Origin of the sequence: Azospirillum sp. TSH64, from assembly GCF_003116035.1 — a bacterium.
Taxonomy (GTDB): Bacteria; Pseudomonadota; Alphaproteobacteria; order Azospirillales; family Azospirillaceae; genus Azospirillum.
This window is the reverse complement of record NZ_LGQW01000015.1, coordinates 5,294,831-5,318,624: the sequence shown is the minus strand read 5'-3', so window position 1 is coordinate 5,318,624 and position 23,794 is coordinate 5,294,831. Positions and strand designations below refer to the sequence as shown.

Below are 23,794 nucleotides of genomic sequence, written 5' to 3'. Positions count from 1 at the left end.
CCGCTTTGGTTGCAGCCCCGGAATCCATTTTTTGTGCAAATGCCGAAGCCGAGAGGCGATCAGCCCATGAAACAGGCAATTCACGCCGCAAAGGCCCCGGATGGACCGGAGGCAGGCGAACCGTCGCTGACCGCCCGCATCCGCGACCGCTATGGCGACCTCAGCCCTATGGAGCGACAGCTCGCCGATGTGATCCTCGCCTGTCCGGGCGAGCTGTCGGGCTATTCGGCGACCGAGCTGGCCGGCCGGGCCGGCGTGTCGAAGATGACGGTGTCGCGTCTGGTCCGCCGGCTCGGCTATGCCGGCTTCGAGGCGGCGCGTCTGGCCGCCCGGCGCGGCGGCGACTGGGGCTCGCCGCTGTTCCTGCTGCCGCCCGGCGGCCCGACCCCCGCGTCGGCAGCGGTTGCCGACGGCGATCCGGCGCCACTCGACGCGCATTTCCGGCGCAGTGCGGAGGCGCTCGCCGCCACCGCCCGCCAGACCGACCCGGCGATGCTGGCCCGCGCGGCCCGCGCGCTCGCCGACGCCCGGCGCATCTGGGTCTGCGGCGCCCGCAACAGCGCCTTCCTGGCCGGCTATGCCCGCTGGCAGTTCATCCAGGTCCGCGGCGAGGTCCACCAGCTGGCGGCAACCGGCGAGACGATGGCGGAGACGCTGGCCGATCTGGAGCCCGGCGATCTCAATCCGGGCGACCTGCTGTTCCTGGTCGGCATCCGCCGCCGTCCGCCGGCCATCGTCCGCCTGCTGCGCATCGCGGGGGAGCGCGGCATCCCCACCATCCTGATCGCCGACAGCCATTCCGCGCTGGAGGCCCCGCCGCCGCCGCTGACCTTCCGCTGCGAGACGCGCAGCCTCGCCGCCCTCGACACCCATGTCGCCGCCCTGGCGGTGATCCACGCGCTCGCCGCCGAGCTGATCCCGCTGACCGGCGAGGCCGGCCGCGCCCGCATCCGCGCCATCGAGGATCTGCATGACCGGCTTGGCGAATTGTGAGTCTGTCGCCCCGGCTGCGGTCGGATAGCATCCACCGGAGACGCGTTTCACGGTCGGGAGCAGGACGATGGCTTGGTTGCGGTGGGACCGCGGCCGCCAGGAAAATGGCGGCAGGGACTATTTCAAGATGCTGCTGGCCCGCTCGTCCCGGCTGCGCTTCGACTGCTATCTGCTGCGCTATCCGACGACCAGCGGCCTGGACGAGCATGTCGACCCGGCGCCCGACGGCTTCGAGCACCACCGCGTCAACATCATCCTGCGCCAGCCGGCGTCGGGCGGCCTGTTCCTGTGCGACGAGGCGATCGTCGACCGGCCCCGCATCAAGTATTTCCGCCCGGACCTCCATCCGCACCGCGTGACCGAGGGGGTCGGCGAGCGGCTGGTCCTGTCCTTCGGCTGGCTGCGCAAAGCGCCCGGCACAGGAAAGAATGCCGAAATATAATTTCTGTTGAAGGAATGATCATTATTCGACCTGCTTCGTCATTGTACTCCCAAAAGGATTCCGGTTTCTCGTCGACTTTCCAACCCTGCGGAACCTGCTGTTTTCGCGAGGAACCTTTGCTGCCGGCATGATGTTCAAGGCGTGAAGAGTATCCGATATCCACAGTCCGGGATTGGTCATTTGCGATCCCGGACATCGGCGGCTCCAGTCTTTTGCGTCCCCTCCAGGCTTTAAGGACCTTGAGCATGATCACACAGCACGGTGCCTACTCATCGCCCGAAACGGGACCACGCCGCACAGTCCTTGCCACCGATGTCGAGGTGAGGCCGGGCGTCCACCGCCGCGTCTCCTGGGCCGGCGTCTTTGCCGGCGTCGTCCTGGCCCTGGCGATCCAGCTGCTGCTCAGCATGCTCGGGCTGGGCATCGGCCTGACGGCCATCGACCCCGGCGCCGGGCGCGACGCCCTGCCACAGGCCAGTTCCTTCGGGATCAGCGCCGGGCTGTGGTGGACGGTCAGCTATATGCTGGCGCTCGGCGTCGGCGGCTATGTCGCGGCCCGGCTCGCCGGGGTGCCGACCCGCGGCGACGGGCTGATCCACGGCCTGCTGACCTGGGCCTTCGCGCTGCTGATCAGCGCCTATCTCGTCACCACCACGCTGGGCAGCATCACCGGCGGCGCCTTCAACGCGCTGGGCAGCGCCACCTCGGGCGTCGCCCAGACGGTGAAGCAGGCGGTCCCCGAGGTCGCCCGCGCCTCCGGTGTGTCGGCCGAGGATCTGCGCCGGCAGGCCGAGGATCTGATGCGCCCGGCCGACCAGCAGCGCAGCGGCGAGGACGCCCGCACCCAGCTGCTCAGCGCCCTGACCAAGATGGCCGCCGGCGGTCCCGAGGCCGACCAGGCGCGCCAGCAGGCGGTCTCCATCGTCGCCCAGCAGGCCGGCATCCCCGAGGATCAGGCCCGCCAGCGTCTCCAGCAGCTCGAACAGCAGTTCGGGTCGGCCAAGCAGCAGGCGGCCGAGACGGCGACCAACGCCGCCAAGGCGACCAGCAACACCCTGTCCGCCGCCGGCATCTGGGGCACCGTCGCCCTGCTGCTCGGCGCCCTGGCCGCCGCGATCGGCGGCCGCATCGGCACCCCGCGGCGCGACCGCCTCGTCGTCGCCGACTGATCTTCGGTAACGGCCGGCAAAGCCGGCGTTAGAGCATCCTTAACCACGGGAATGGCATGACCTCTCCGACTGGAGGCCTCATGTCGTTCCTGTGGTTCTGCACTTGCGCCTATCTGCTCGTCGGCATCGTCGGCCTGCTGGAGGCGGACATCCGGGTCAGGCCCGGCACTTCGCCGTCGGCGCTGCACATCGTCCGCTCGGCGCTTCTCTTCGCCCTGACCCATCCGGCCGATGCGGCGATGCGGTGGCTGCTGGCCAGGGCGCGCGGCTGACCGCGCTGCGGTGCCGCAGGGCGGCGGCCGCCCGCCGTTTCATCCCCCATCCCCTGCCTGCCGCCTTGCTTTCCGGCGCCAATCGCGACACCCTGGTATGGCACGCGAACGGCTGACGGGCTTCCCGAAGGGGTTGCCCGTCGCCGCCGTTCGTGCCGCTGACCAGTCACCCCGCCGTCCTCTCATGGTGGCCGCCCCGGCGGCGCACCGGACGGCCCAGCCAAAAGAGGACGGCCCCCGCGGCCGGAACCATATGCGCCGTCATCGCCGCGCCAAGATCGTCGCCACCGTCGGACCGGCTAGCAACTCGCCCGAGATGCTGAAGACCCTGTTCCTGGCCGGTGTCGACACCTTCCGGCTGAACTTCAGCCATGGCACCCACGACGACCACGCCAAGGTCCACCGCGCCATCCGCGAGCTGGAGGCCGAGGTCGGCCGCCCCATCGGCATCCTTCAGGATCTCCAGGGTCCGAAGATCCGCGTCGGCACCATCCGCGACGGCAAGATCGCCGTCACCACCGGCGAGCAGATCCGCTTCGTGCTCCAGGGGACCGACGGCGACAAGCGCTCCATCCCGCTGCCGCACCCGGAAATCTTCGCCGCCATCATGCCGGGCCACCATCTGCTGATCGACGACGGCCGCGTCCGCGTCGAGGTGACCGAGCTGGGCGACGACTGGATCGAGGCGAAGGTCGTCGTCGGCGGCACCATCTCCAACCGCAAGGGCGTCAACCTGCCGGGCACCATCCTGGACCTGTCGCCGCTGACGGCCAAGGACCGCGCCGACCTCGCCTTCGGGCTGGAGCTGGGCGTCGACTGGGTCGCCATGTCCTTCGTGCAGAAGCCGGGCGACATCCTGGAGGGCCGCGGCCTGATCGGCGACCGCGCCGGCATCATGGCGAAGATCGAGAAGCCGCAGGCGCTGGAGAAGATCGACGACATCATCCGCCTGTCCGACGCGGTGATGGTGGCGCGCGGCGACCTCGGCGTCGAAATCCCGCACGAGGACGTGCCCGGCCGCCAGAAGGAGCTGGTGCGCGCCTGCCGCCTCGCGGTGAAGCCGGTGATCGTCGCCACCCAGATGCTCGATTCGATGGTCTCCGCCCCGACCCCGACACGGGCCGAGGCGTCGGACGTGGCGACCGCCATCTATGACGGCGCCGACGCGGTGATGCTGTCGGCCGAATCGGCCTCAGGCCAGTATCCGGTCGAGGCGGTCACCATGATGGACCGCATCATCCGCTCCACCGAGCAGCACAAGCTCTACCGCTCGCTGATCCAGGCGACCCATCCGGGCGAGGAGCACACGCCGCCCCACGCGGTGGCCGCCGCCGCCGCCGATCTGGCCGACACCCTGCATTCCTCGGCCATCGTCGCCTTCACCTCCAGCGGCACCACCGCGGCCCGCATCGCCCGCAAGCGGCCGGAGGTGCCGATCCTGGCGATCACCCCCGACACGGCGGTGTCGCGCCGGCTCTGCCTGCTGTGGGGTGCCCACAGCGTGCTGTCCGACGACATCCGCACCTACGAGGAGATGGTCGACCGCGCCATCGCCATCGGGCGCTCGGAGGAACTGGCCGGCAAGACCGGCACCCTGGTGGTCGTCGCCGGCATCCCCTTCGCCCAGGCCGGCACCACCAACAACCTGCGCGTCATCCACATGGACGGCAAGGCGTAAGGCCGAAGCGGAGCGGCGGCACCCCCGCCGCTCCGCCGGCTTTTACCGTTCCATCTTCGTCGACAGCACGATGGACGACATCGTCCGCTCGACCCCCGGCAGGCGGCCGATGGCGTCCAGTGCGGCGTCCATCGCGTCATGGGTTTCGGTGCCGACGGTGGCGCACAAATCGTATTGCCCGCTGATGCTGTGCAGCCGGAGGACCTCCGGCATCTTGCGCAGGGCATGCACGGCGCGGTCGGCCAGCCGGGCGTTCACGCTGATCATCACCAGCGCCGACACGCCGCGCCGCGGCGCCGGATCGCCCAGCTTCACGGTATAGCCGGAAATCACCCCCTGCCGCTCCAGCCGGGCGATGCGGTCCTGCACGGTCGAGCGCGACAGCCCCAGCGCCCGCCCGAGCGCCGCCGTGCTGGTGCGGGCGTTCACCGTCAACAGATCGATCAGCCGCCGGTCGAAATCGTCCATCATGGTCCGTCACGGGGGAAGGCACGCACAATCCCCTCTCCCCCCCGGGGAGAGGGTTAGGGTGAGGGGGGAGCATAGCGAGGATTCTCGGGATAGCCACGCAGTGCGTCCCCCTCACCCCGGCCCTCTCCCCAGGGGGGAGAGGGGGAATAGGCCCAGCCCCCCTTACCCCTCGCAGCCCGCCTGATAGCGCTTCATGGCCTCCCGGATGTCGTCCGGGATCGGCACGGCGGCGAAATCGTCCAGCGAGGTGGTGACAACGGTCAGGCTGCCCGACAGCCGGACCTGCCCCTCATGCTCGCCGTTGATGCGCAGCTGGAGCGAGCTGCGGCCCAGCCGTTCCAACAGGACGCCCAGCGTCAGCGTGTCGCCCATCCGGCTGGGAATGACGAAGTCGCATTCGGCATGCACGATGGGCAGGCCCAGGCGGCGCTGCAGGATCATCGTCGCATAGTCGATGTCCAGCCCCTGGGTGAACCAGTCCTCCACCGCCCCGTTGAACATGTCGAAATAGACCGGGAAATAGACGATGCCGGCCGGGTCGCAGTGGGAGAAGCGAATGGGCCGCTGCACCCGGAAACAGCCCGCCGGCAGGGGCCGGTGGCTGGCGTGGTCTTCGGCACGGCGCGTCCGCTCGCTGTACTCAGGCATCTCTCGGTCAATCCTTGTTCCGCTCCGGTCGCCTGACATATGGGGATGCCCGGCGCCTCGCGGTCGCCGCGTCTCGTTCCGGCGGCAAACAGTTGTAGCTATTCCAAACAATCCGGGAAAAGCACCTTTCGTTCAACGGCTTCCTTCATCAATAAGGGAAATCCGCAAGTTTCGTACCCAGCGCTGTTGCGGAAATGCTGCACTGCAATCACGACAACGGCCGCAACCGGCTCTCGGTCCGGATGTCCGCAATTTGTCGCGGATTCCGCTCTTTTTAGGGCAAACATCACACAAAGATCCCGCAACACCCCGCCATCCTGCGTCCCGCATCCGGGTTCAGGCCCAAAACGGACATCAGGCCCCGAAAGCCAGCCGCCCCAAGAGGCGGTCAAGGCTGGCGGGCACATCAGGCGAGGACACCGAACCGATGGCCACTTCCGCTACCAAGATCGTCGTGAACGCCCTGGGCAAGGCCGCAGGCGGCATCAATGCCCATTTCACCCTGCTGGTCGACGGCCAGAAGGTGGGTGAAGGCACCGCCGGCACGACGGCGAAGGATTTCGTCTTCACGCCGGTGCTGACCAGCGACGTCGCGCACAAGGTGCAGATCAAGTACGACAACGACGCCGTCATCAACGGCCAGGACCGCAGCCTGACCGTCAACAGCATCTCGATCGGCGGCAAGACGATCGCGCCGACCGCCGGCATCGTCAGCTACGACAAGGGTGCGCTGGACGGCAAGGACGTCGTCGCCGGCCAGTCGAACCTGTGGTGGAACGGCACGCTGGTCGTCAACGCCGACAAGAGCTATTTCCCCACCGCCGTCACGGCGACGCCGGCCGCGGGCACGACGGCCAAGGACACCATCGTGGTGAACGCCTCCGGCACCCCGGCGGGCGGCGTCAACGCCCACTTCAAGGTGCTGGTCGACGGCAAGCAGATCGGCGAGGGCACCGCCGGCACCGCCGCCAAGGATTTCAGCTTCACCACCGACGTCGCCGACCGCGTCGCGCACAAGGTGCAGATCCAGTATGACAACGATGCGGTGATCAACGGCCAGGACCGCAGCCTGACCGTCAACAGCATCTCGATCAACGGCCACAAATACGCCGCGACCGACAGCGCCGTCACCTATGACAAGGGCGCGCTCGACGGCAAGGACGTGGTGGCCGGCCAGAAGGGCATGTGGTGGAACGGCACGCTGGTGGTGAACGCCCCGGCCTCCGATTTCCCGGCCGGAAGCACGACGACCCCGACCACGCCGACCACGCCCACCACCCCGACCGGCCCGGCCTTCTACGTCGCCACCAACGGCAAGGACAGCTGGTCGGGCAAGCTGGCGGCGCCGAATGCCGACGGCACCGACGGTCCCTTCGCCAGCCTCGCCAAGGCGCAGGCGGCGATGCGCGCCGACCCCAACATCGACACCACCTACATCCGCGGCGGCGACTATCACCAGAGCGGGCTGTGGCTGGACAGCCGCGACAGCGGCGTGACCTTCGCCGGCTACGGCAGCGAGAAGGCGGTGATCCACGGCGGCTCCAACGCCAGCGTGTCCTTCGGCCTCGGCGGCGCCAAGAACGTCACCATCGAGGGGCTCAACTTCGCCGACGGCGTCGTCAGCGGCCATTACGTCTACGCCGACAACGCGTCCGGCCTGACCTTCTCCAACAATGTGGTCAAGGGCGGCGGCTACGGCATCACGGTGCAGAACAGCGCCAACAGCAAGGTCACCGGCAACCAGTTCGACAACACCGGTGCGGAGTCGATCTTCGTCAAGGCCGGCTCCAACGCCACGCTGGTCTCCGACAATCTGATCCGCCATCCGAACGCCGCCGACCGCGGCGACGCCGGCATCTGGATCAACGGCAGCTCCGACGTCAAGGTCACCCACAACCAGATCGAGAATTCGCCGGAGAAGGCCATCGCCGTCGGCTCGGTCCAGACGGACGGCAGCGACGCCGCCTACCGCGTGACCATCTCCTACAACAAGGTGATCAACGCCAACCTCGAGTCCAACGACGGCGGCGGCATCTACCTGATCAACCGCCAGCAGGATCTGGCCAACCACACCGTCATCAACAACGACGTGTCCGGCACCACCGCGACCAACCCGTCGAGCCAGGTGGCGAGCTGGGGCATCTATCTCGACGACTGGACCAGCGGCACCACGGTGAAGGGCAACGTCGTCCATGACAACATCGGCGGCGTCTTCCTGCATGGCGGCTGGAACAACACGGTCACCGAGAACGTCATCGCCGGCAACAGCGGCGCCCAGATCGGCCTCCAGCAGGATGTCGCCTGGAGCGGCTGGAAGGGCCACACGATGACCAGCAACGACATCTCGGGCAACGTCATCGACGTGCGCGAGGGCACGGCCGTCCACATCTACGGCCCGGCCAATGTCGGCAACCTGCACAACAACTTCTACAGCAGCCTGAACACCGCCGAGAAGGAGTTCGACGCCTGGCCGCAGGTGATGTCGAGCGGCGCCTGGGGCACGCTGGCGAACTGGCAGGCCGCCGGCTACGACAAGGGCTCGGTGATCCTGAACCCGGCCTTCGTCAATCCGGGTGCGGACGATTTCAGCCTGGCCTCGAACTCGCCGGTCTTTGGCCTTGGCTTCGACCACATCGCCTACAGCGACATCGGCCTGCTGCACGCCTGATCCTGCTCCCCACCACAATATCCCCTCTCCCCCCGGGGAGAGGGTTAGGGTGAGGGGGACGCGCGGCGAGGATTTTCAAGAACCGCGCAGTCCCCGATTCCCCACCGAATCCACCTTGTGCATCCCCCTCACCCCGACCCTCTCCCCGGGGGGAGAGGGGGAACCCGCCTCACAAGCGAAATTCTCTCCCCCGGTCCTATCACCTGCGGCCGATAAGACACCGGCTGGAACCTTGGGTCTGACAGGGCGTTATGGCTTTCGAAAAGTCGCCCGATCCGACACCGGGCGTATCTTGAAGTAGAGACTCACCGCCCCAACCTGTCAGTCGTCATGCCGCCCCAGCCTTCAGAAAAGGAACGCGGGCGTCATCCTGATAAATACGCCGGATGACCCGCCCGCGACGCCGTTTCTGCACAGCGTCTTCAGGAGCGGCATGCCTCAGATCTGCCCGGCATTCGGCCGGCAGCCGGCCAATATAAGAGGAAACCATGGATCGCCGCGAAATCTGGATGAACGACCCGGAGCTGAAGGCCGCCTACGAGGCTCTCGGCCCCAACTTCCGCCGCGAGGTCGAGCAGGCGCAGAAGCGCCGCAGCCAGCAGACCCTGCAAGGCGCCGCCATCGCCTCGCGCGGCAACCGCTCCGCTTCGAGGTCCCAGCCGGTCACCGTCGTCCGCCGCTGACCCCGATCCTCACGCGTGCCCCCGGACCCAGCTGACCCCGGAGCGTGACCCCAGATCTGCATGACTGCCGCTGGTTCTGCGGAGAAGGACGGACCTAAATTCGGCGTTCCGCCGTTTCACCCGTCTGTTCCCCCGCTTCCGGCCCGTCCAATGCCTTCCAACCGTCTGCCACATCGGCTGCCCCCCCGGCTTCCCCAGGGGCTGCGCCGCCCCCGCCATGTCTGGATGTCGCCCAGGAACTGGCGTCGGCGCCTGCTGTTCTGGTCCGGTGCCGGCGTGGTCGGTCTGGTCGCCGTGCTGTTCGCCCGCGCCGCCGATTACGCCCAGCAGCTGTTCCGGCTGGCGGAGGCGGCATCGCCCTGGCTGCCCTTCCTGCTGACCCCGCTGGGTCTGGCCTTCTCGGCGTGGGTGGCGCTGCGGGTGGTGCCGGGATCGCAGGGCAGCGGCATTCCCCAGGCCATCGCCGCCCGCCATGTCCAGGATCCGGCGGCCAAGCGCCGGCTGCTGTCGCCGCGCATCGCCGTGGGCAAGATCCTGCTGACCCTGGTCGGGCTGGCCTGCGGCGCCTCCATCGGGCGCGAGGGGCCGACGGTGCAGGTCGGCGCCTCGATCATGCTGATGGCCGGCTCCCTCGCCGGTCTGGGGCGGGAACCCGGTCTGATCCTGGCCGGCGGGGCGGCCGGCGTCGCCGCGGCCTTCAACACGCCGCTGGCCGGCATCGTCTTCGCCATCGAGGAGATGGCCCGCAGCTTCGAGCGGCGGACCAGCGGCCTCGTGCTGGTGGCGGTGGTGGCGGCCGGTCTGGTCGCCGTGGCCCTGCTCGGCAACTACGCCTATTTCGGCCACACCGCCGCCTCGGCCAGCTGGCAGGACTGGAAGGCGGTGCTGGCGACCGGCCTCGTCGGCGGGCTGGCCGGCGGCGGCTTCAGCAGCCTGCTGCTGTGGCTGTCGCGCTGGATCCGCTGCGGCCTTGGCGGACGGATTGGCCGCCATCCGGTGTACGTCGCACTCGGCTGCGGCCTCGCCCTGGCGGTCATCGGCACCGTCACCGGCGGACTGACCTTCGGCACCGGCTACGAGCAGGCCCGCGCCGTGCTCGACGGGGTGGAGACCCTGCCCTGGTACTACGCCCCGGCCAAGCTGCTGGCGACCGCCCTGTCGGGCATCTGCGGCATCCCCGGCGGCATCTTCTCGCCGTCGCTGTCGGTGGGGGCGGGCATCGGCTCCATCATCGGCGGGCTGCTGCCGGACAGCTCGCTGGAGGCGGTGGTGCTGCTGTCGATGGTCTCCTATTTCGCCGGCGTGGTGCAGGCGCCGCTCACCGCCGTCGTCATCGTCACGGAGATGAGCGCGTCGCCCGACATGCTGCTGCCGCTGATGCTGAGCGCCGCACTCGCCACCACCCTGTCCCGGCTGGTCTGCCCGCACTCAGTCTACCACGCGATGGCGGACGCCTTCCTGGCGGTGCTGCGCACCGACGAGGCCGGCAAGCCGGCCCCGCCCAAGGCGGCGGCGATCCCGTCGCCGTGACCTGACGCCTCGATAAGCGCCCTCAATAAGCGCTGGCCCGGTCCAGCTGCGCGATGTCGTCGGCCTCCAGCCGCAGCCGGGCGGCGGCGATCAGGTCGCCCATCTGCTCCGGCTTCGACGCGCTGGCGATGGGGGCGGTCAGGCCGGGCCGCGCGATCAGCCAGGCAATCGCCACCTGTGACGGCGTCGCCCCATGCCGGCCGGCGACCTCGTCCAGCGCCGCCAGGATCGCCCGGCCGCGCTCGTTCAGGTATTTCGACACCACCCCGTTGCCGCGCGCACTCTTGCCCACATCGTCTGCCGAGCGGTACTTGCCGGTCAGGAAGCCGGCGGCCAGCGAATAGTAGTTGATGACGCCCAGCCCGTTCTCCCGGCAAATCCCCTCCAGCTCCGCCTCGTAGCCCTCGCGGCTGTAGAGGTTGTATTCCGGCTGGAGCGTCTCGTAGCGGGGCAGGCCGGTGCGGGCGCTGACCTCCAGCGCCTCGCGCAGGCGGGGTGCGGTCAGGTTGGAGGCGCCGATGGCCCGGACCTTGCCCTGGTCGATCAGCTCCTTGTAGGCGCCGAGCGTGTCCTCGAACGGGGTTTCGGGATCGTCCCAGTGCGACTGGTAGAGGTCGATGCGGTCGGTCTGGAGCCGCTTCAACGAGTCCTCCACCGCCGTCCGGATCCAGGCGGGCGACAGCCCCTTCTTCCCCGGCCCCATCTCCGACCCGACCTTGGTCGCGAGCACGATGCGGTCGCGGTTGCCGCGGCTCTTCATCCAGTTGCCGATGATGGTCTCGGACTCGCCGCCCCGGTTGCCGGGCGCCCAGGCCGAATAGACGTCGGCGGTGTCGACGAAGTTGAAGCCGGCATCGACGAAGGCGTCGAGCAGCCGGAAGGAGGTCGCCTCGTCGGCGGTCCAGCCGAACACGTTGCCGCCGAAGCAGAGCGGGGACACCGTCAGGCCGCTACGGCCAAGCTGGCGTTGATCCATTGCATCGTCTCCTTGGAGTTCAGGTCAGGCGATTTCAGGTCAGGCGGTGGGCCGCCCCTCGGAATTCGGTCAGGTAGAACAGCAGGCCGATGGCGGGAAAGGCGAAGCCGATCCAGGTCACCGGTTCCCAGCCGCCGACGGCGAAGGCATAGCCGGCCAGCGCCGAGCCGGCGGCCCCGCCCAGGAAGAAGATCGCCATATAGATGGCGTTCATCCGGCTGCGAGTCTCCGCCCCCAGCGAATAGATGGCGCGCTGCCCCAGCACCATGTTCATCTGCACGCCCATGTCGAGCAGCAGCCCGGCCAGCACCAGCAGCGCAATCGACCCCTCTCCCGCACGCGCCACGAAGAAGGACAGCGCCGCCATCGCCAGCGCGAAGCCGGTGGCCGGCCGGGTCCAGCCGCGGTCGGCGATCCGCCCGGCGATCGGCGCCACCAAGGCACCCGCCGCCCCCGACAGGGCGAACAGCGCGATGCCGCGCTGGCTGAGATGGAAGGGCGCCCCCGCCAGCAGCAGCGGCACCGAGGTCCAATAGAGGCTGAAGGCGGCGAACATCATGGTCTGGTAGACGGTCCGCCGTTGCAGCACCGGTGTGCGCACCAGCAGCCGCCCCAGCGAGCCGAGCAGCGCGCCATAGCTCGACCGGCCCGTCGGCCGCCGCTGCGGCAGCACCCGCCGCATCAGGACGGCGAAGCCGACCATCGCCACCGCCGACAGGCCGAACACCGCCCGCCAGCCCAGGCTGTCGGCGATCAGGCTCGACACCGGGCGGGCCAGCAGGATGCCGAGCAGCAGCCCGCTCATCACATTGCCGACCACCTGCCCGCGCGAGGCCTCCGGCGCCATGTGGGCGGCCAGCGGCACCAGCATCTGCACGGCGACCGAGGTGACGCCGATCAGGAAGGACGCCGCCAGGAACAGGGACGCGGTGGGGGCGACGGCCGCCACCAGCAGGGCCGCCACCGTGCTGCACAGGGTGACCACCACCAGCCGGCGGTTCTCCAGCAGATCGCCCAGCGGCACCAGCAGGATCAGCCCGGCGCCATAGCCGACCTGGGTCAGGGTGACGACGAGGCTGGCGGTCTCCGGCGACAGCCCGACCGCCGGGCCGATCAGCCCGACCAGCGGCTGGGCGTAATAGATGTTGGCGACCACCACGCCGCAAGCCAGCGCCATCAGCAGGACGAGCGAGCGGGAGAGGGCAGGGTGGGCGGAGTCTTCAGCGGGAAGAGGGGCGGCGGTGGGCGGCATCGCGCGGTCCTGTGCGGTCATGGCTGGTCGAAACTGGTCTGGTCGAAACTGTGACAGAACAGCGCACAGCCTATGTCGGCACCCGCGGCCGGCGCATCGCTCAATTGCGCCGCCCGGCCATGCGCCGCCTCATTCGATCTCCGCGCGCAGCCGGTAGAGCCAGTCGCGGAAGGCGCCGAAGCCGCCATCCTCCCGGCGCGAGGCGCGATAGACCAGATACCAGGAATGGACCATCGGCACCGCCAGCGCGAAGGGTGCCGCGAGGCGCCCGGCGGCGATGTCCTCCGCACTGTAGAGCCGCGGCGCCAGCGCCACCCCGACGCCGTCGATGGCCGCCTGCAAGGTCATGGCATAGCTGCCGAAGGACAGCCCCCGCGTTCCCGACGCCGGCATCGGATCCGCCACCCCGGCGGCCTCCAGCCAGCGCGGCCAGTCCTCCCCCCAGTGGGAGACGTGCAGCAGCGTGGCGCCGGCCAGATCCGCCGGCCTGCACAGCGCCGCCGCCAGCCGCGGCGCGCAGACCGGCTCCAGGCTGGAGGAGAACAGCCGCTCCGCCTCATAGCCGGGCCACTGGCCGTCGCCGAGCAGGACGGCGCAGGTCCAGTCGTCGTTCATCGGCGCCCCCGCCCCGCCGGTGGCGATCCGCACCTCGATCTCCGGATGGGCCAGATGGAAGTCCGACAGGCGCGGGATCAGCCAGCGCACCGCCACCGTCGCTCCCATCCCCACCGTCAGCACCGGCCCGGCCCGCATCGCCGCCACCTGCTCGACCCGCCGGGCGATGCCGTCGAACGCCTCGGTCAGCGCCGGCTGCAACGCCCGGCCGCGCTCGGTCAGCTCCAGCGCGTTGGCCCGGCGGTCGAACAGGGCGAAGCCCAGACGGTCCTCCAGCAGCTTCACCATCCGGCTGACCGCCGCCTGCGAGACATGCAGTTCCGCCGCCGCCGCGGTGAAGCTGCGGTGGCGGGCCGCCGCCTCGAAGGCGCGCAGCCCGTTCAGCGAGGGCAGGCGGCGCATGCGTCCATCCCCAAGGTCACTCCGATCCCACCCCAACTTTTTCTGGGGCTGAGCATCGAACAATGCCGTTTGCGGCGCAACCGTGCGCGTGAGAGTTTCCGGCCATCCTCTCTGAGATTGGGCGATTCATGCTGACGCTTCCGCTGATGGTGGGGCTTGGCCTCACCGTTCTCGTGACCTCGTTTCTGTCGGGCCTGTTCGGCATGGCCGGCGGCATGGTGCTGATGGGCCTGCTGCTGATCCTGCTGCCGGTGCCGTCGGCGATGCTTCTGCATGGCGTGACGCAGTTCGCCTCCAACGGCTGGCGGGCGTGGCTGTGGCGGCGCCATGTCGTCTGGCCGGTCATCCTGCGCTTCGCGCTCGGCGGTTCGGTCGCCGGCCTGCTGTTCGCCCTGGTCGGCGCCGTGCCGGACCGGGCGGTGTCGCTGCTGATCCTGGGGCTGACGCCCTTCCTGGCGCTGGCCATCCCCGCCCGCTGGGCGCTGAACGCGCAGAAGCCGCTGCATGGCGTGCTGGGCGGCTTCCTCTGCATGGGCATCCAGCTGCTCGCCGGCATCTCCGGCCCCCTGCTCGACACCTTCTTCATCCGCAGCGCCATGACCCGGCAGAGCGTGGTCGCCACCAAGGCGGCCATCCAATCGGTCGGCCATCTGGTGAAGATCGTCTATTTCGCCCCGCTGGTGGCGGGCAGCGGCGACGAGACGGTGGAATCGACGGTGATCCTGATGTCGATCGCCATGGCGCTGATCGGCACGAATCTCTCCCGCCGCGTCCTCGACCGTATGAGCGACGCCCAGTTTCGCCTGTGGAGCCGCTATCTGGTGATGGGAACCGCCAGCGTCTATCTCGGCCAGGGGCTTCTGCTGCTGGCGGCCCATTGAGAAAAAACATTATATAACAAAGCTTTATCCTGTTCCTTCTTTCCTATCCTTACTCCCTGGGGGCTACACTCCAGCCCGGTGCGCAAGACAGGCCCGTTCCCCGATCCTTACGGCTTGGGGGCGGGCTTCCTTACATCCTGGGGGCGTCCAAGCGTCCGTGGCTCCTTGCACAGCCCAGAATCGGACGAAGGGCTCTCATGAATGGCCTGATCCTTACCTCTCGGGGGCCTGGATCCGGTTGTCAGCGCCCCCAAGCCGTAAGGATTGTGCTTGCCCACAGAGCCCTGGACAGCAAAAATGGCGTTGCTCCCCCAGGGAGTAAGGATGGCGCCGCTCTCTCAAGGGCGTCTTTGCGAATCGAGTCGGTGCGATTCGGCACCTGCGGCCATGTCGACAGACCCCTTGGGGCCAGATTCGCGCTGTCGACGCCTTGGGGAAGCGGTTGCGGATCCGGCACTTGGCAAGGCTTTGCGACTCCCTTTCCCTTTTAAGAGGATTCGTCGGCGCGAATCTCCAGGGGAGTCCGCGAGTCGGTGCGAATCTTCCTTACAGGGTGGGGGAAACAGCCTTACGGGGCGGGGGCGATTCGCACACCCCCCGGGGCGTAAGGGTTCCGCCCCCAGGGTGTAAGGATGAAAAGGATTCTGCGGCGCGACCCTTTCCTTACTTGTTTTTCTGGTAAGGATTGATTTAGCCTCCCCCGATTCTGGCGGAGGACGGCTATGGCGGGGACGGGGCGCAGGAAGGCGCGCAGCACGGTGGCGGAGGAGTCCGTCCCGTCGGATGCGGCTGCGCCCATGGCGGCCCCGATGACTGCCGACAGGATTGCGGAATCGGCGAAGGGCGGACCGGGGCTGGTGGTGCTGGGCCCGCAGGATCTGGCCGGCGGTGCTGTGATCGACGGCGACGGCGCGGCGGCCACGCTGCCGGCGGTCAGCGCCGACTCCGCGGCCCCGGTCGCCGGCCTGACCGCCCGCGTCGCCAGCGCCACCTTCGAGCGCGACGGCTACAAGCATCTGATCAAGGCGGCGGAGGCGGTCTACAGCTATCCCGCCAACGGCACGCGGCTGTCGCTGCCGGCGCAGAAGATGCTGAACTTCATGATCCATCTCGCCGGCAGCCAGAATTTCGCCAACAAGCTCTACCGCATGCCCAAGCGCGTGGTGCGCGGCAACCACAAGGGCAACGAGCGCATCTTCGACGCGCTGAAGGAAATCTTCGATTCCAGCCTGGTGGTCATCGGTCCCTTCCGCGGCCGGCGGTCGCGCGCCGAACTGCGCATCCTCTCCAGCTATGTCCGGCCGGAGGAGGAGGAGGACAGCGACGCCGCCGACATCCATTTCCAGTTCACCGACGCCTTCCTGGAAATCCAGCGCTCGTCGCAGCTGTGGGCCAAGCTGTCCGGTCCGGCGATGGTCAAGGTCACCAGCACCTACGCGCTGAAGCTCTACGAGATCGGCATGCAGCGCTACCAGATGGATTATCCGTCGCTGGAGCTCGACATCGACACGCTGCGCAAGCTGATGAACGTGCCGGAGGGCGCCTACAAGGATTTCGGCATCCTGCGCACCCGCACCATCGACCGCGCCATCGCCGAGGTGAACCAGCTCGCCCCCTTCCGCGTCAGCATGCCGGAAGACAAGATGAAGCGGAAAGGCCGCAAGATCGAGGCGGTGACGCTGGAATTCCTCGCCAAGGACGAGGAGGAGGCGGCCGAGACCTATCTGGAGCGCGAACGCCACAGCGCCGGCCGCCGGGCGCGCCGCATCGGCAAGGTCGACACCGTGGCTCCTGCCGATCCGGTGGAGGCCGGCCTCGCCGACTTGGGCCCGCTGCCCGACGCCGACGACGTGACCGCCCTGTGGGCCGCCGTCCTGCACGCTTTGAAGGGCAAGGTGCCCGCGCCGCTGCTGGCCGAGCTGGAGCCGGACCGGGTGGAGGAGGCCCCCCAGGGCGGCCGCCGCCTCGTCCTGATGGCCAGGAACGCCGCCGTTGCCGACACCGCCCGCATGAATCACTGGCCGAGCCTGAAGTCGGCCCTGTCCTCGCTGACCGGCGGGCTGATCGAGGACGTCGCGTTCGAGGTGGCGGCGCGCAAGGCCAAAGTGGCGAAGGCGGTCTCCCCCGAGACGTAAGGATCGGCCCGCCGCGCCTTCGCGTCAGCGTACGAGGACGTGCGCCGCCTCCTTGGTCCGTCCGACCGCGCCGGCCACTTGGCTGACCGCGCTGGAGATGGCGGTGATGTTCGAGGTCACCGTCGCCACGGCGGCGGATGCGCTCTGCATGTTGGACGACATCGTCTGGGTGACGGCGCTCTGCTCCTCCACCGCCGACGCCGTGCCGGTGACATGCTCCCGCACCGCCGCGACCGCCTCGCGGATGGCGCTCAAGGCGGTGGCGACCTCGGTCGAGGTCGACTGGATGCCTTCGATCTCGGCGGAGATCTGCTCGGTCGCCTTGCCGGCCTGGTTGGCGAGGTTCTTCACCTCGGAGGCGACGACGGCGAACCCCTTGCCCGCCTCTCCGGCGCGGGCCGCTTCGATGGTGGCGTTCAGCGCCAGCAGGTTGATCTGGCCGGCGATGCTGTTGATCATCCCGACGATGCCGTTCATCGCCTGGGCGGCCGTCGCCAGCCTGTCGGTGCTTTCCGCCACCGTCACCGTGCGGTCGAAGGCGCCGTCCGTCGCCGCGCGGGCGCGGGTCATGCTTTGGGAAATCTCGCCAATGGAGGCGACCAGTTCCTCGGCACTCGCGGCCACCGCCTGGACGCTGGCCGAGGTCGAACCCGCGGCGTGGTTGGCCGAGTCCGCCTCTCCCATCGACAGGTGAAGCGCCTGATCGACCTCGCCGAAATTCTTGTCGATCATGATCTTCAGGTTGTTCAGCAACTGGACCTGCGCGGTCACGTCGACGGCGAACTTGACCACTTTGACCACCCGTCCCTTCTCGTCGAGAATCGGGTTGTAGGCGCCCTCGATCCACACCGGCTTGCCGGATTTGGCGATCCGCTTGTACTGCGCCGCCTGAAATTCGCCCCGCCGCAACGTTTCCCAGAAACGGGCGTAGTCCGCACTGTCGCGGTAGGCGGTCTCGACAAACATGCTGTGGTTCTTGCCGACGACCTCGTCCAGGCGATAGCCCATCACCTTCAGGAAATTGTCGTTGGCCTTGGTGATGATGCCTTCGGTGGTGAACTCGATCACCGCCTGCGACCGGTTGATCGCCGTCATCTGCGCGGCATAGTCGAGGTTTTGCAGCCGATCCTTGGCATCGGCCCATTCGACGACGAAACCGATGCGCTGGCCGTCCTCGGTCAGCGGCGTGACCAGCAGGTCGAACTGGTGCCCGCCGACCTTGATGGTGGCGCTGTGCGGCTTGGTCAGCGCCGCCAGCATGCCGCGTTGATGGCTGGGATTCTTGTGGAAGACGTCGATGTTGCTGCCGACCAGACGATTGACGTCCAGGCGCGGCAACTCCTTGCGCAGATCGCCCTCCGCCTGGCGCAGCAGCCCGACCACCGCGGGGTTGACATGGACGATGGTCAGATCGGCATCCGCCACCATCACCTTGGCGCGCAGCGCATCGAGCGCCGCCATCTTGCGCTTGAGCGCAAGAGTCTGCTTTCCCCGTCCGAACATCGCTCCCCCACGTGAGTACTCTATTATGTATGCGAATAATAGCGATAACCGCAGAGGTTTCCATAAGAATAAATCTGTCAGGTTGTGACAATTTTCATGATCCATGAAGCATCCAGCTGCCATGTAACGCGAATAACCATAGACTTTTTGCATAGATCTCAAAGATGAATTAAAGCTAATATCTTGGTTCCAACTTGGCGAATGGAATTTCGTTGCCGCACCAGAATAAGATTGTTTCGCAACGGCGCGCCGCTACCCCAGACCGATGGCATTCCCGCAGACACGGCTCTGCCGACCCATGCAGGAGCACAAACATCGAATTCAGGGCGAAATAACGCGAATGTATGTTGAACGAGCCGATAGCAGGTTGTAAATGTTTGCCGCATGACACAACCGCGCCGCCCTTTGACCGATGCCGAACGGCTCGACTGGATCCGCCTCATCCGGACGGAGAATGTCGGGCCGATCACGTTTCACCGCCTGCTGGACCAGTATGGCAGCGCTGCCAAGGCGCTCGACATGCTGCCGGATCTGGCGCGGCGCGGCGGGCGGGCCAAGCCGCTGCGCATCGCCGCCAAGGCGGAGGCGGAGCGGGAGATGCAGGCCAACCGCCGCTTCGGTGCCCGGCTGCTCTGCGCCTGCGAACCGGACTACCCGGAACCCCTGGCCGCGGTGGACGACGCGCCGCCGGTGATCTCGATCATGGGGCATGCCCATTTGCTGCAACGGCGCGCGGTCGCCATCGTCGGAGCGCGGAACGCCTCGCTGAACGGCAAGAAATTCGCCGAGTCTCTGGCGCGGGAGCTTGGGGCGGCCGGGCTGCTGGTGGTCTCCGGCCTGGCCCGCGGCATCGACACCGCAGCCCATGCCGGTTCGCTGGCCAGCGGCACAGCCGCGGTGCTGGCAGGCGGCATCGACGTCGTCTATCCGCCGGAGAATGAGGGGCTGTACCGCGACATCCTGGCGCAGGGCGTGGCGGTGGCGGAAAGCGCCATCGGCACCCAGCCGCAGGCCCGCCACTTCCCCCGCCGCAACCGCCTGATCTCCGGCCTGTCGCTGGGGGTGCTGGTGGTGGAGGCGGCCTTGCGCTCCGGCTCGCTGATCACCGCGCGGATGGCGCTGGAGCAGGGACGCGAGGTGATGGCGGTGCCGGGCTCCCCGCTCGACCCCCGCTGCCATGGCACCAACAACCTGCTGCGCCAGGGCGCCACGCTGGTGGAGCGCACCGACGACGTGCTGCGCGCCATCGAAACCCTGCGCCCGCCGACGCTGGCCGAACGGCAGCCCGACCTGTTCAGCGCACCCGCCCTCACCCATGGCCGAGCGATGGAACCCGACGAATCCGACCTTGCCAAGGCGCGTGCCGTGGTGCTGGAAAACCTCGGTCCCTCGCCCGTCACCATTGACGAACTCGTTCGCGGGTGCCAATTGTCCGCTCCGGTGGTGCTGACCGTGGTTCTGGAACTTGAGCTTGCCGGCCGAGTCCAGCGTCTTCCCGGTCATCAGGTCTCTCTCGCCTGATCGGCGCCGCCTTGGTTTGAGTGGGCATACGCGAAGGGCTGGTTTCTTGCCGGGCAGCAACGTCGTCATCGTCGAATCGCCGGCCAAGGCGAAGACCATCAACAAGTATCTGGGCGACGACTACACCGTCATCGCCAGCTTCGGCCATGTCCGCGACCTACCGGCCCGGGACGGCTCGGTGCGCCCGGACGAAGACTTCGCGATGGAATGGGAGCTGGGCGACCGCTCCAAGCGCCACATCGATGAAATCGCCAAGGCGGTGAAGTCGGCCGACCGCATCTACCTCGCAACCGATCCGGATCGCGAGGGAGAGGCCATCGCCTGGCATCTGTCCGAACTCCTTCGCGAGAAGCACCTGTCCGACAACCGCGACGTCCAGCGCGTCACCTTCAACGAGATTACAAAGTCCGCGGTCCAGACCGCCATGGCCAACCCCCGCGCCGTGTCGCAGGAGCTGGTCGACGCCTATCTGGCGCGCCGCGCCCTGGACTATCTGGTCGGCTTCACCCTGTCGCCGGTGCTTTGGCGCAAGCTGCCGGGCTCCAAGTCCGCCGGCCGCGTGCAGTCGGTGGCGCTGCGCCTGATCTGCGAGCGCGAGTCGGAGATCGAGGTCTTCAAGCCGCAGGAATACTGGTCGATCGCGGTGGGCTTCACCACGCCGGCCGGCTCTGCCTTCACCGCGTCGCTGACCCAGCTGGACGGCAAGCGCCTCGACAAGTTCGCCCTGCCCAACCGCGAGGCCGCCGAGGCCGCGGTGGCGCGGATCCGTCCGCAGGCCTTCGCCGTCTCGACGGTGGAGCGCAAGCAGAGCCGCCGCAACCCGTCGCCGCCCTTCACCACCTCCACTTTGCAGCAGGAGGCCTCGCGCAAGCTGGGCTTCGGCGCCACCCGCACCATGCGCACGGCGCAGAAGCTGTATGAAGGCGTGGACATCGGCGGCGAGACGGTCGGCCTCATCACCTATATGCGAACCGACGGCGTCAGCCTGTCGCAGGAGGCCATCGACGGCGCCCGCGGCCTGATCGGCACGCAGTATGGCGAGCGCTACGTCCCGGCCCAGCCGCGCGTCTACAAGACCGCCGCCAAGAACGCCCAGGAGGCCCACGAGGCCATCCGGCCGACCGACCTGCACCGCCGCCCCGACTCGGTGGCCGGCTATCTGGAAAGTGACGAGCTGCGGCTCTATGAACTGATCTGGAAGCGCACGCTGGCCAGCCAGATGGAAAGTGCCGTGCTGGACCAGGTGGCGGTCGACATCGCCAGCCCGTCCAAGGACGTGGTGCTGCGCGCCACCGGCTCCATCGTCGTGTTCGACGGCTTCCTGAAGGTCTATCAGGAGGACCGTGACGACGCGGCCGAGGATGACCAGCAGGAACGCCGGCTGCCGGCCATGGACCAGGGTGATGATCTTTCCCGCGGCGACATCGACCCGGAACAGCACTTCACCCAGCCGCCGCCGCGTTATTCCGAAGCCAGCCTCGTCAAGAAGCTGGAGGAGCTGGGGATCGGCCGCCCGTCCACCTACGCCTCGATCCTCCAGGTGCTGCAGGATCGCAATTACGTGCGGCTGGACAAACGGCGCTTCATCCCCGAAGACCGCGGCCGGCTGGTCACCGCCTTCCTGGAGAACTTCTTCCACCGCTATGTGGAGTACAACTTCACGGCGGAGCTGGAGAACCAGCTTGACGAGATCTCCGACGGCAAGATCGACTGGAAGACCGTCCTGCGCGATTTCTGGACCGCCTTCGACGTGGCGGTGAACGGCACCAAGGACCTGACGATCACCCAGGTGCTGACCACGCTCGACAACGAGCTGGGCGCCCATTTCTTCCCGGCCGCCACCGAGGACGGCCATGACCCGCGCGTCTGCCCGGTCTGCCGCGAGGGCCGGCTGGGGCTGAAGCTGGGCAAGATGGGCGCCTTCATCGGCTGCTCGCGCTATCCGGAATGCCGCTACACCCGGCCGCTGGCCGTCGCCAACGACGAGAACGGCGAGGCGCAGGAAGGCCCGCGCGAGCTGGGCAACGATCCGGAGACCGGCCTGCCGGTGACGGTGCGTCGCGGTCCCTACGGCGCCTACATCCAGCTCGGCCCGGCGCCCGCCGCCGCTGCCCCGCCGGTGGAGGAGCCGCCCGCAGAGGAGCCTGCGGCGGACGGCAAGAAGCCGAAAGCGAAGAAAAAGAAGAAGGACGAGGCGCCGAAGCCCAAGCGGGTGTCGCTGCCCAAGGGCATGGCCGCGGCCGACGTCGATCTCGACACCGCGCTGAAGCTGCTGGCCCTGCCGCGCGTCATCGGCAACCATCCGGAAACGGCCGAGGAGATCAGCGCCGGCATCGGCCGCTTCGGTCCCTACCTGAAGCATGGCAGCGTCTATAAGTCGCTGACGCCCGACGACGACGTGCTGACCATCGGCATCAACCGCGCCGTCGACCTGCTGGCCGGCGCTGCCAAGAAGGCGTCGGCCCCGGCCAAGACGCTGGGTGACCACCCGAAGACCGGCAAGCCGATCACCATGGGGTCGGGCCGCTTCGGGCCTTATGTGAAGCACGCCAGCGTCTACGCCTCGATCCCCAAGGGGACCGAGCCGGACAGCGTGACGCTGGAGCAGGCGCTGGAACTGATCGACGCCAAGGTCGCCAAGGATGCCGCCAAGAAGGGCGGAAAGGCGGCCAAGGACGCCGAGCCGGCCAAGGCCGACGGCGCCGAGACGGAGAAGCCAGCCAAGGCGAAGGCACCGGCGAAGGCTGCGGCCAAGAAGCCGGCCGCCAAGAAGGCGACCAAGGCCAAGGCTGCGAAGGATGCACCCGCCGAAGCCGCCGCGCCGAAGAAGAAGACCGCGAAGGCGTCCTAACCGCCTTCGCCACCCTGGCAGTTCCCCCTCCTCCCATCGGGAAGAGGGGGATGATCGCGCGCGACTGTAACCGGACGATATCGGCCAAGCTGACGCTGTGTAACAGTGTGTAACGCGCCACCCGCATGAGGCGCCTGCCAGCAATCCTGTCCAAGACGACCGGGGCGCCCGCCTGTTAGACTGCGGCATGGACCAGCAATCCGCGTTAGATCCTTCATTGAACCGGACAGCAGCCGGCGGCGGCGACTTCGCCCGGCTGTGGCGGGAGGCGCGTTTCGACGGCATGGAATGCCTGAACGCCCGCTTCCAGCGCCACAGCTACGCCCCGCACACGCACGAGACCTATGTGGTCGGCGTGATCACCGCCGGGACCGAGCTTTACCGCTGCCGCGGCACCGAACGGGTGGCGCGGGCCGGACAGGTGGTGGTGCTGGATCCCGAGATCCTGCATGACGGCCGCCCGGCGGCGGACGGCTATGCCTACCGCATGTTCTATCCCTCGGTGACGCTGTTTGAACAGGCGATGGCCGACGCGCTGGGCCGGCCTGCGGCGCCGCATTTCTCCGCCATGGAACTGGACGACCCGGAGTTGTTCCACATCCTGCGCGGCCTGCACCATGGGTTGGAGGGGCCGTACCGCGAACCGTTGCGCGCCGACACCGACGCGCTGCGCGCCTTCACAGCATTGGCGTTGCGCCATGGCGATCTGACGGCGCGTCCGCGCGAGGCGGGGCGGGAACCGGCGGCGGTCCGCCGCGCGCGGGAATATCTGGATGCCCATCTCGACAGCGCGGTCGAACTGGCCGATCTGGCGGAGGCGGCCGGGCTCAGCCGCTTCCATCTGCTGCGTGTCTTCCGGGCGGCGGTGGGCACGACCCCGCACGGCTATCTGACCGACCGGCGGGTCGCCCAGGCCAAGCGGCTGCTGGCGGGGCAATTGCCGCTGGCAGACGTGGCACTGGCCTGCGGTTTCTGCGATCAGGCGCATTTCAACCGGGTGTTCAAGGGACGGGTCGGCGTCTCCCCCGGCCAATACCGGCGCGGCAGCAATCCGATCCAAGACGCGCCCGCCGCCGCAGCCTAGCTTCCTCCCTATGAGCACAG

General features: G+C 68.2%; 19 protein-coding genes. 13 read left to right on the top strand and 6 right to left on the bottom strand.

The features are described 5' to 3' along the window. The first annotated feature begins 66 nt into the window (after positions 1 to 66). The 5 genes from TSH64_RS25455 (at position 67) to pyk (ending at position 4,554) form a co-directional block, all read left to right on the top strand. Positions 67 to 993, top strand: coding sequence for a MurR/RpiR family transcriptional regulator (locus tag TSH64_RS25455; RefSeq protein WP_109449308.1), 927 nt, complete (start codon positions 67 to 69; stop codon positions 991 to 993). Positions 994 to 1,060: 67 nt separating this feature from the next. Continuing rightward, positions 1,061 to 1,435 (top strand): hypothetical protein, encoded by a 375-nt coding sequence (locus tag TSH64_RS25450; protein ID WP_109449306.1) that lies wholly within the window; start codon positions 1,061 to 1,063, stop codon positions 1,433 to 1,435. Between the two features lie 245 nt (positions 1,436 to 1,680). Beyond that, entirely contained in the window at positions 1,681 to 2,604 is a 924-nt protein-coding gene (locus TSH64_RS25445) for a hypothetical protein (protein ID WP_146208069.1), read from the top strand. Between the two features lie 80 nt (positions 2,605 to 2,684). Then, positions 2,685 to 2,876: a hypothetical protein gene (locus tag TSH64_RS25440; RefSeq protein ID WP_109449302.1), complete on the top strand. Its 192-nt coding sequence runs from the start codon at positions 2,685 to 2,687 to the stop codon at positions 2,874 to 2,876. A gap of 253 nt (positions 2,877 to 3,129) precedes the next feature. Next, positions 3,130 to 4,554: a pyruvate kinase gene (gene pyk, locus TSH64_RS25435; RefSeq protein ID WP_109449300.1), complete on the top strand. Its 1,425-nt coding sequence runs from the start codon at positions 3,130 to 3,132 to the stop codon at positions 4,552 to 4,554. Positions 4,555 to 4,596: 42 nt separating this feature from the next. Here pyk and TSH64_RS25430 read toward each other — a convergent pair whose 3' ends face one another. Further along, the gene (locus TSH64_RS25430; protein WP_247873144.1) at positions 4,597 to 5,025 is read right to left on the bottom strand and encodes an Lrp/AsnC family transcriptional regulator; all 429 of its coding nucleotides are present in this window, start codon (positions 5,023 to 5,025) and stop codon (positions 4,597 to 4,599) included. A 162-nt stretch (positions 5,026 to 5,187) separates the two neighbouring features. Further along, positions 5,188 to 5,673 (bottom strand): thioesterase family protein, encoded by a 486-nt coding sequence (locus TSH64_RS25425; RefSeq protein ID WP_247873143.1) that lies wholly within the window; start codon positions 5,671 to 5,673, stop codon positions 5,188 to 5,190. A gap of 427 nt (positions 5,674 to 6,100) precedes the next feature. Between TSH64_RS25425 and TSH64_RS25420 the strand changes: the two genes are divergently transcribed. The 3 genes from TSH64_RS25420 to TSH64_RS25410 all read left to right on the top strand — a co-directional run bounded on the left by TSH64_RS25420 (position 6,101) and on the right by TSH64_RS25410 (position 10,554). Further along, the gene (locus TSH64_RS25420; RefSeq protein ID WP_109449298.1) at positions 6,101 to 8,341 is read left to right on the top strand and encodes a carbohydrate-binding domain-containing protein; all 2,241 of its coding nucleotides are present in this window, start codon (positions 6,101 to 6,103) and stop codon (positions 8,339 to 8,341) included. 488 nt (positions 8,342 to 8,829) lie between these two features. Beyond that, positions 8,830 to 9,024 (top strand): hypothetical protein, encoded by a 195-nt coding sequence (locus TSH64_RS25415; RefSeq protein ID WP_109449296.1) that lies wholly within the window; start codon positions 8,830 to 8,832, stop codon positions 9,022 to 9,024. A 150-nt stretch (positions 9,025 to 9,174) separates the two neighbouring features. Further along, a complete protein-coding gene (locus TSH64_RS25410) occupies positions 9,175 to 10,554 on the top strand; it encodes a chloride channel protein (RefSeq protein WP_109449294.1) in 1,380 nt (459 codons plus the stop codon). A gap of 22 nt (positions 10,555 to 10,576) precedes the next feature. Here TSH64_RS25410 and TSH64_RS25405 read toward each other — a convergent pair whose 3' ends face one another. From TSH64_RS25405 to TSH64_RS25395, 3 genes are all read right to left on the bottom strand, one after another. After that, positions 10,577 to 11,530, bottom strand: coding sequence for an aldo/keto reductase (locus TSH64_RS25405; protein ID WP_109449292.1), 954 nt, complete (start codon positions 11,528 to 11,530; stop codon positions 10,577 to 10,579). A gap of 34 nt (positions 11,531 to 11,564) precedes the next feature. Next, positions 11,565 to 12,782: an MFS transporter gene (locus TSH64_RS25400; RefSeq protein ID WP_109453027.1), complete on the bottom strand. Its 1,218-nt coding sequence runs from the start codon at positions 12,780 to 12,782 to the stop codon at positions 11,565 to 11,567. A gap of 129 nt (positions 12,783 to 12,911) precedes the next feature. Further along, entirely contained in the window at positions 12,912 to 13,799 is an 888-nt protein-coding gene (locus TSH64_RS25395) for a LysR substrate-binding domain-containing protein (protein ID WP_109449290.1), read from the bottom strand. 128 nt (positions 13,800 to 13,927) lie between these two features. On the opposite strand from TSH64_RS25395, the gene TSH64_RS25390 reads away from it, so the two are divergent. Together TSH64_RS25390 and TSH64_RS25385 are read left to right on the top strand one after the other, a co-directional pair. Beyond that, complete coding sequence (locus TSH64_RS25390) at positions 13,928 to 14,680, top strand: sulfite exporter TauE/SafE family protein (protein ID WP_109449288.1); 753 nt, start codon at positions 13,928 to 13,930, stop codon at positions 14,678 to 14,680. A 722-nt stretch (positions 14,681 to 15,402) separates the two neighbouring features. After that, entirely contained in the window at positions 15,403 to 16,815 is a 1,413-nt protein-coding gene (locus tag TSH64_RS25385) for a replication initiation protein (RefSeq protein WP_109449286.1), read from the top strand. Between the two features lie 24 nt (positions 16,816 to 16,839). On the opposite strand, the gene TSH64_RS25380 is transcribed toward TSH64_RS25385, so the two are convergent. Further along, positions 16,840 to 18,318, bottom strand: coding sequence for a PAS domain-containing methyl-accepting chemotaxis protein (locus TSH64_RS25380; RefSeq protein ID WP_109449284.1), 1,479 nt, complete (start codon positions 18,316 to 18,318; stop codon positions 16,840 to 16,842). Positions 18,319 to 18,702: 384 nt separating this feature from the next. Between TSH64_RS25380 and dprA the strand changes: the two genes are divergently transcribed. The 3 genes from dprA to TSH64_RS25365 all read left to right on the top strand — a co-directional run bounded on the left by dprA (position 18,703) and on the right by TSH64_RS25365 (position 23,774). After that, a complete protein-coding gene (gene dprA, locus TSH64_RS25375; RefSeq protein WP_109449281.1) occupies positions 18,703 to 19,839 on the top strand; it encodes a DNA-processing protein DprA in 1,137 nt (378 codons plus the stop codon). A 46-nt stretch (positions 19,840 to 19,885) separates the two neighbouring features. Further along, positions 19,886 to 22,690 (top strand): type I DNA topoisomerase, encoded by a 2,805-nt coding sequence (gene topA, locus TSH64_RS25370; protein ID WP_109449279.1) that lies wholly within the window; start codon positions 19,886 to 19,888, stop codon positions 22,688 to 22,690. A 217-nt stretch (positions 22,691 to 22,907) separates the two neighbouring features. After that, the gene (locus tag TSH64_RS25365) at positions 22,908 to 23,774 is read left to right on the top strand and encodes an AraC family transcriptional regulator (RefSeq protein ID WP_247873142.1); all 867 of its coding nucleotides are present in this window, start codon (positions 22,908 to 22,910) and stop codon (positions 23,772 to 23,774) included. The last annotated feature ends 20 nt before the right edge of the window (positions 23,775 to 23,794 follow it).

What these genes read in the sequence shown, in the direction of transcription:
- TSH64_RS25415 (WP_109449296.1), top strand. Translation starts at nt 8,830, where the DNA reads ATGGATCGCCGCGAAATCTGGATGAACGACCCGGAGCTGAAGGCCGCC.
- pyk (WP_109449300.1), top strand. Translation starts at nt 3,130, where the DNA reads ATGCGCCGTCATCGCCGCGCCAAGATCGTCGCCACCGTCGGACCGGCT.
- TSH64_RS25395 (WP_109449290.1), bottom strand. Translation starts at nt 13,799, where the DNA reads ATGCGCCGCCTGCCCTCGCTGAACGGGCTGCGCGCCTTCGAGGCGGCG.
- TSH64_RS25455 (WP_109449308.1), top strand. Translation starts at nt 67, where the DNA reads ATGAAACAGGCAATTCACGCCGCAAAGGCCCCGGATGGACCGGAGGCA.
- dprA (WP_109449281.1), top strand. Translation starts at nt 18,703, where the DNA reads ATGACACAACCGCGCCGCCCTTTGACCGATGCCGAACGGCTCGACTGG.
- TSH64_RS25450 (WP_109449306.1), top strand. Translation starts at nt 1,061, where the DNA reads ATGGCTTGGTTGCGGTGGGACCGCGGCCGCCAGGAAAATGGCGGCAGG.
- TSH64_RS25390 (WP_109449288.1), top strand. Translation starts at nt 13,928, where the DNA reads ATGCTGACGCTTCCGCTGATGGTGGGGCTTGGCCTCACCGTTCTCGTG.
- TSH64_RS25385 (WP_109449286.1), top strand. Translation starts at nt 15,403, where the DNA reads ATGGCGGGGACGGGGCGCAGGAAGGCGCGCAGCACGGTGGCGGAGGAG.
- TSH64_RS25425 (WP_247873143.1), bottom strand. Translation starts at nt 5,673, where the DNA reads ATGCCTGAGTACAGCGAGCGGACGCGCCGTGCCGAAGACCACGCCAGC.
- TSH64_RS25405 (WP_109449292.1), bottom strand. Translation starts at nt 11,530, where the DNA reads ATGGATCAACGCCAGCTTGGCCGTAGCGGCCTGACGGTGTCCCCGCTC.
- TSH64_RS25410 (WP_109449294.1), top strand. Translation starts at nt 9,175, where the DNA reads ATGCCTTCCAACCGTCTGCCACATCGGCTGCCCCCCCGGCTTCCCCAG.
- TSH64_RS25420 (WP_109449298.1), top strand. Translation starts at nt 6,101, where the DNA reads ATGGCCACTTCCGCTACCAAGATCGTCGTGAACGCCCTGGGCAAGGCC.
- TSH64_RS25380 (WP_109449284.1), bottom strand. Translation starts at nt 18,318, where the DNA reads ATGTTCGGACGGGGAAAGCAGACTCTTGCGCTCAAGCGCAAGATGGCG.
- TSH64_RS25430 (WP_247873144.1), bottom strand. Translation starts at nt 5,025, where the DNA reads ATGATGGACGATTTCGACCGGCGGCTGATCGATCTGTTGACGGTGAAC.
- TSH64_RS25400 (WP_109453027.1), bottom strand. Translation starts at nt 12,782, where the DNA reads ATGCCGCCCACCGCCGCCCCTCTTCCCGCTGAAGACTCCGCCCACCCT.
- TSH64_RS25440 (WP_109449302.1), top strand. Translation starts at nt 2,685, where the DNA reads ATGTCGTTCCTGTGGTTCTGCACTTGCGCCTATCTGCTCGTCGGCATC.
- TSH64_RS25445 (WP_146208069.1), top strand. Translation starts at nt 1,681, where the DNA reads ATGATCACACAGCACGGTGCCTACTCATCGCCCGAAACGGGACCACGC.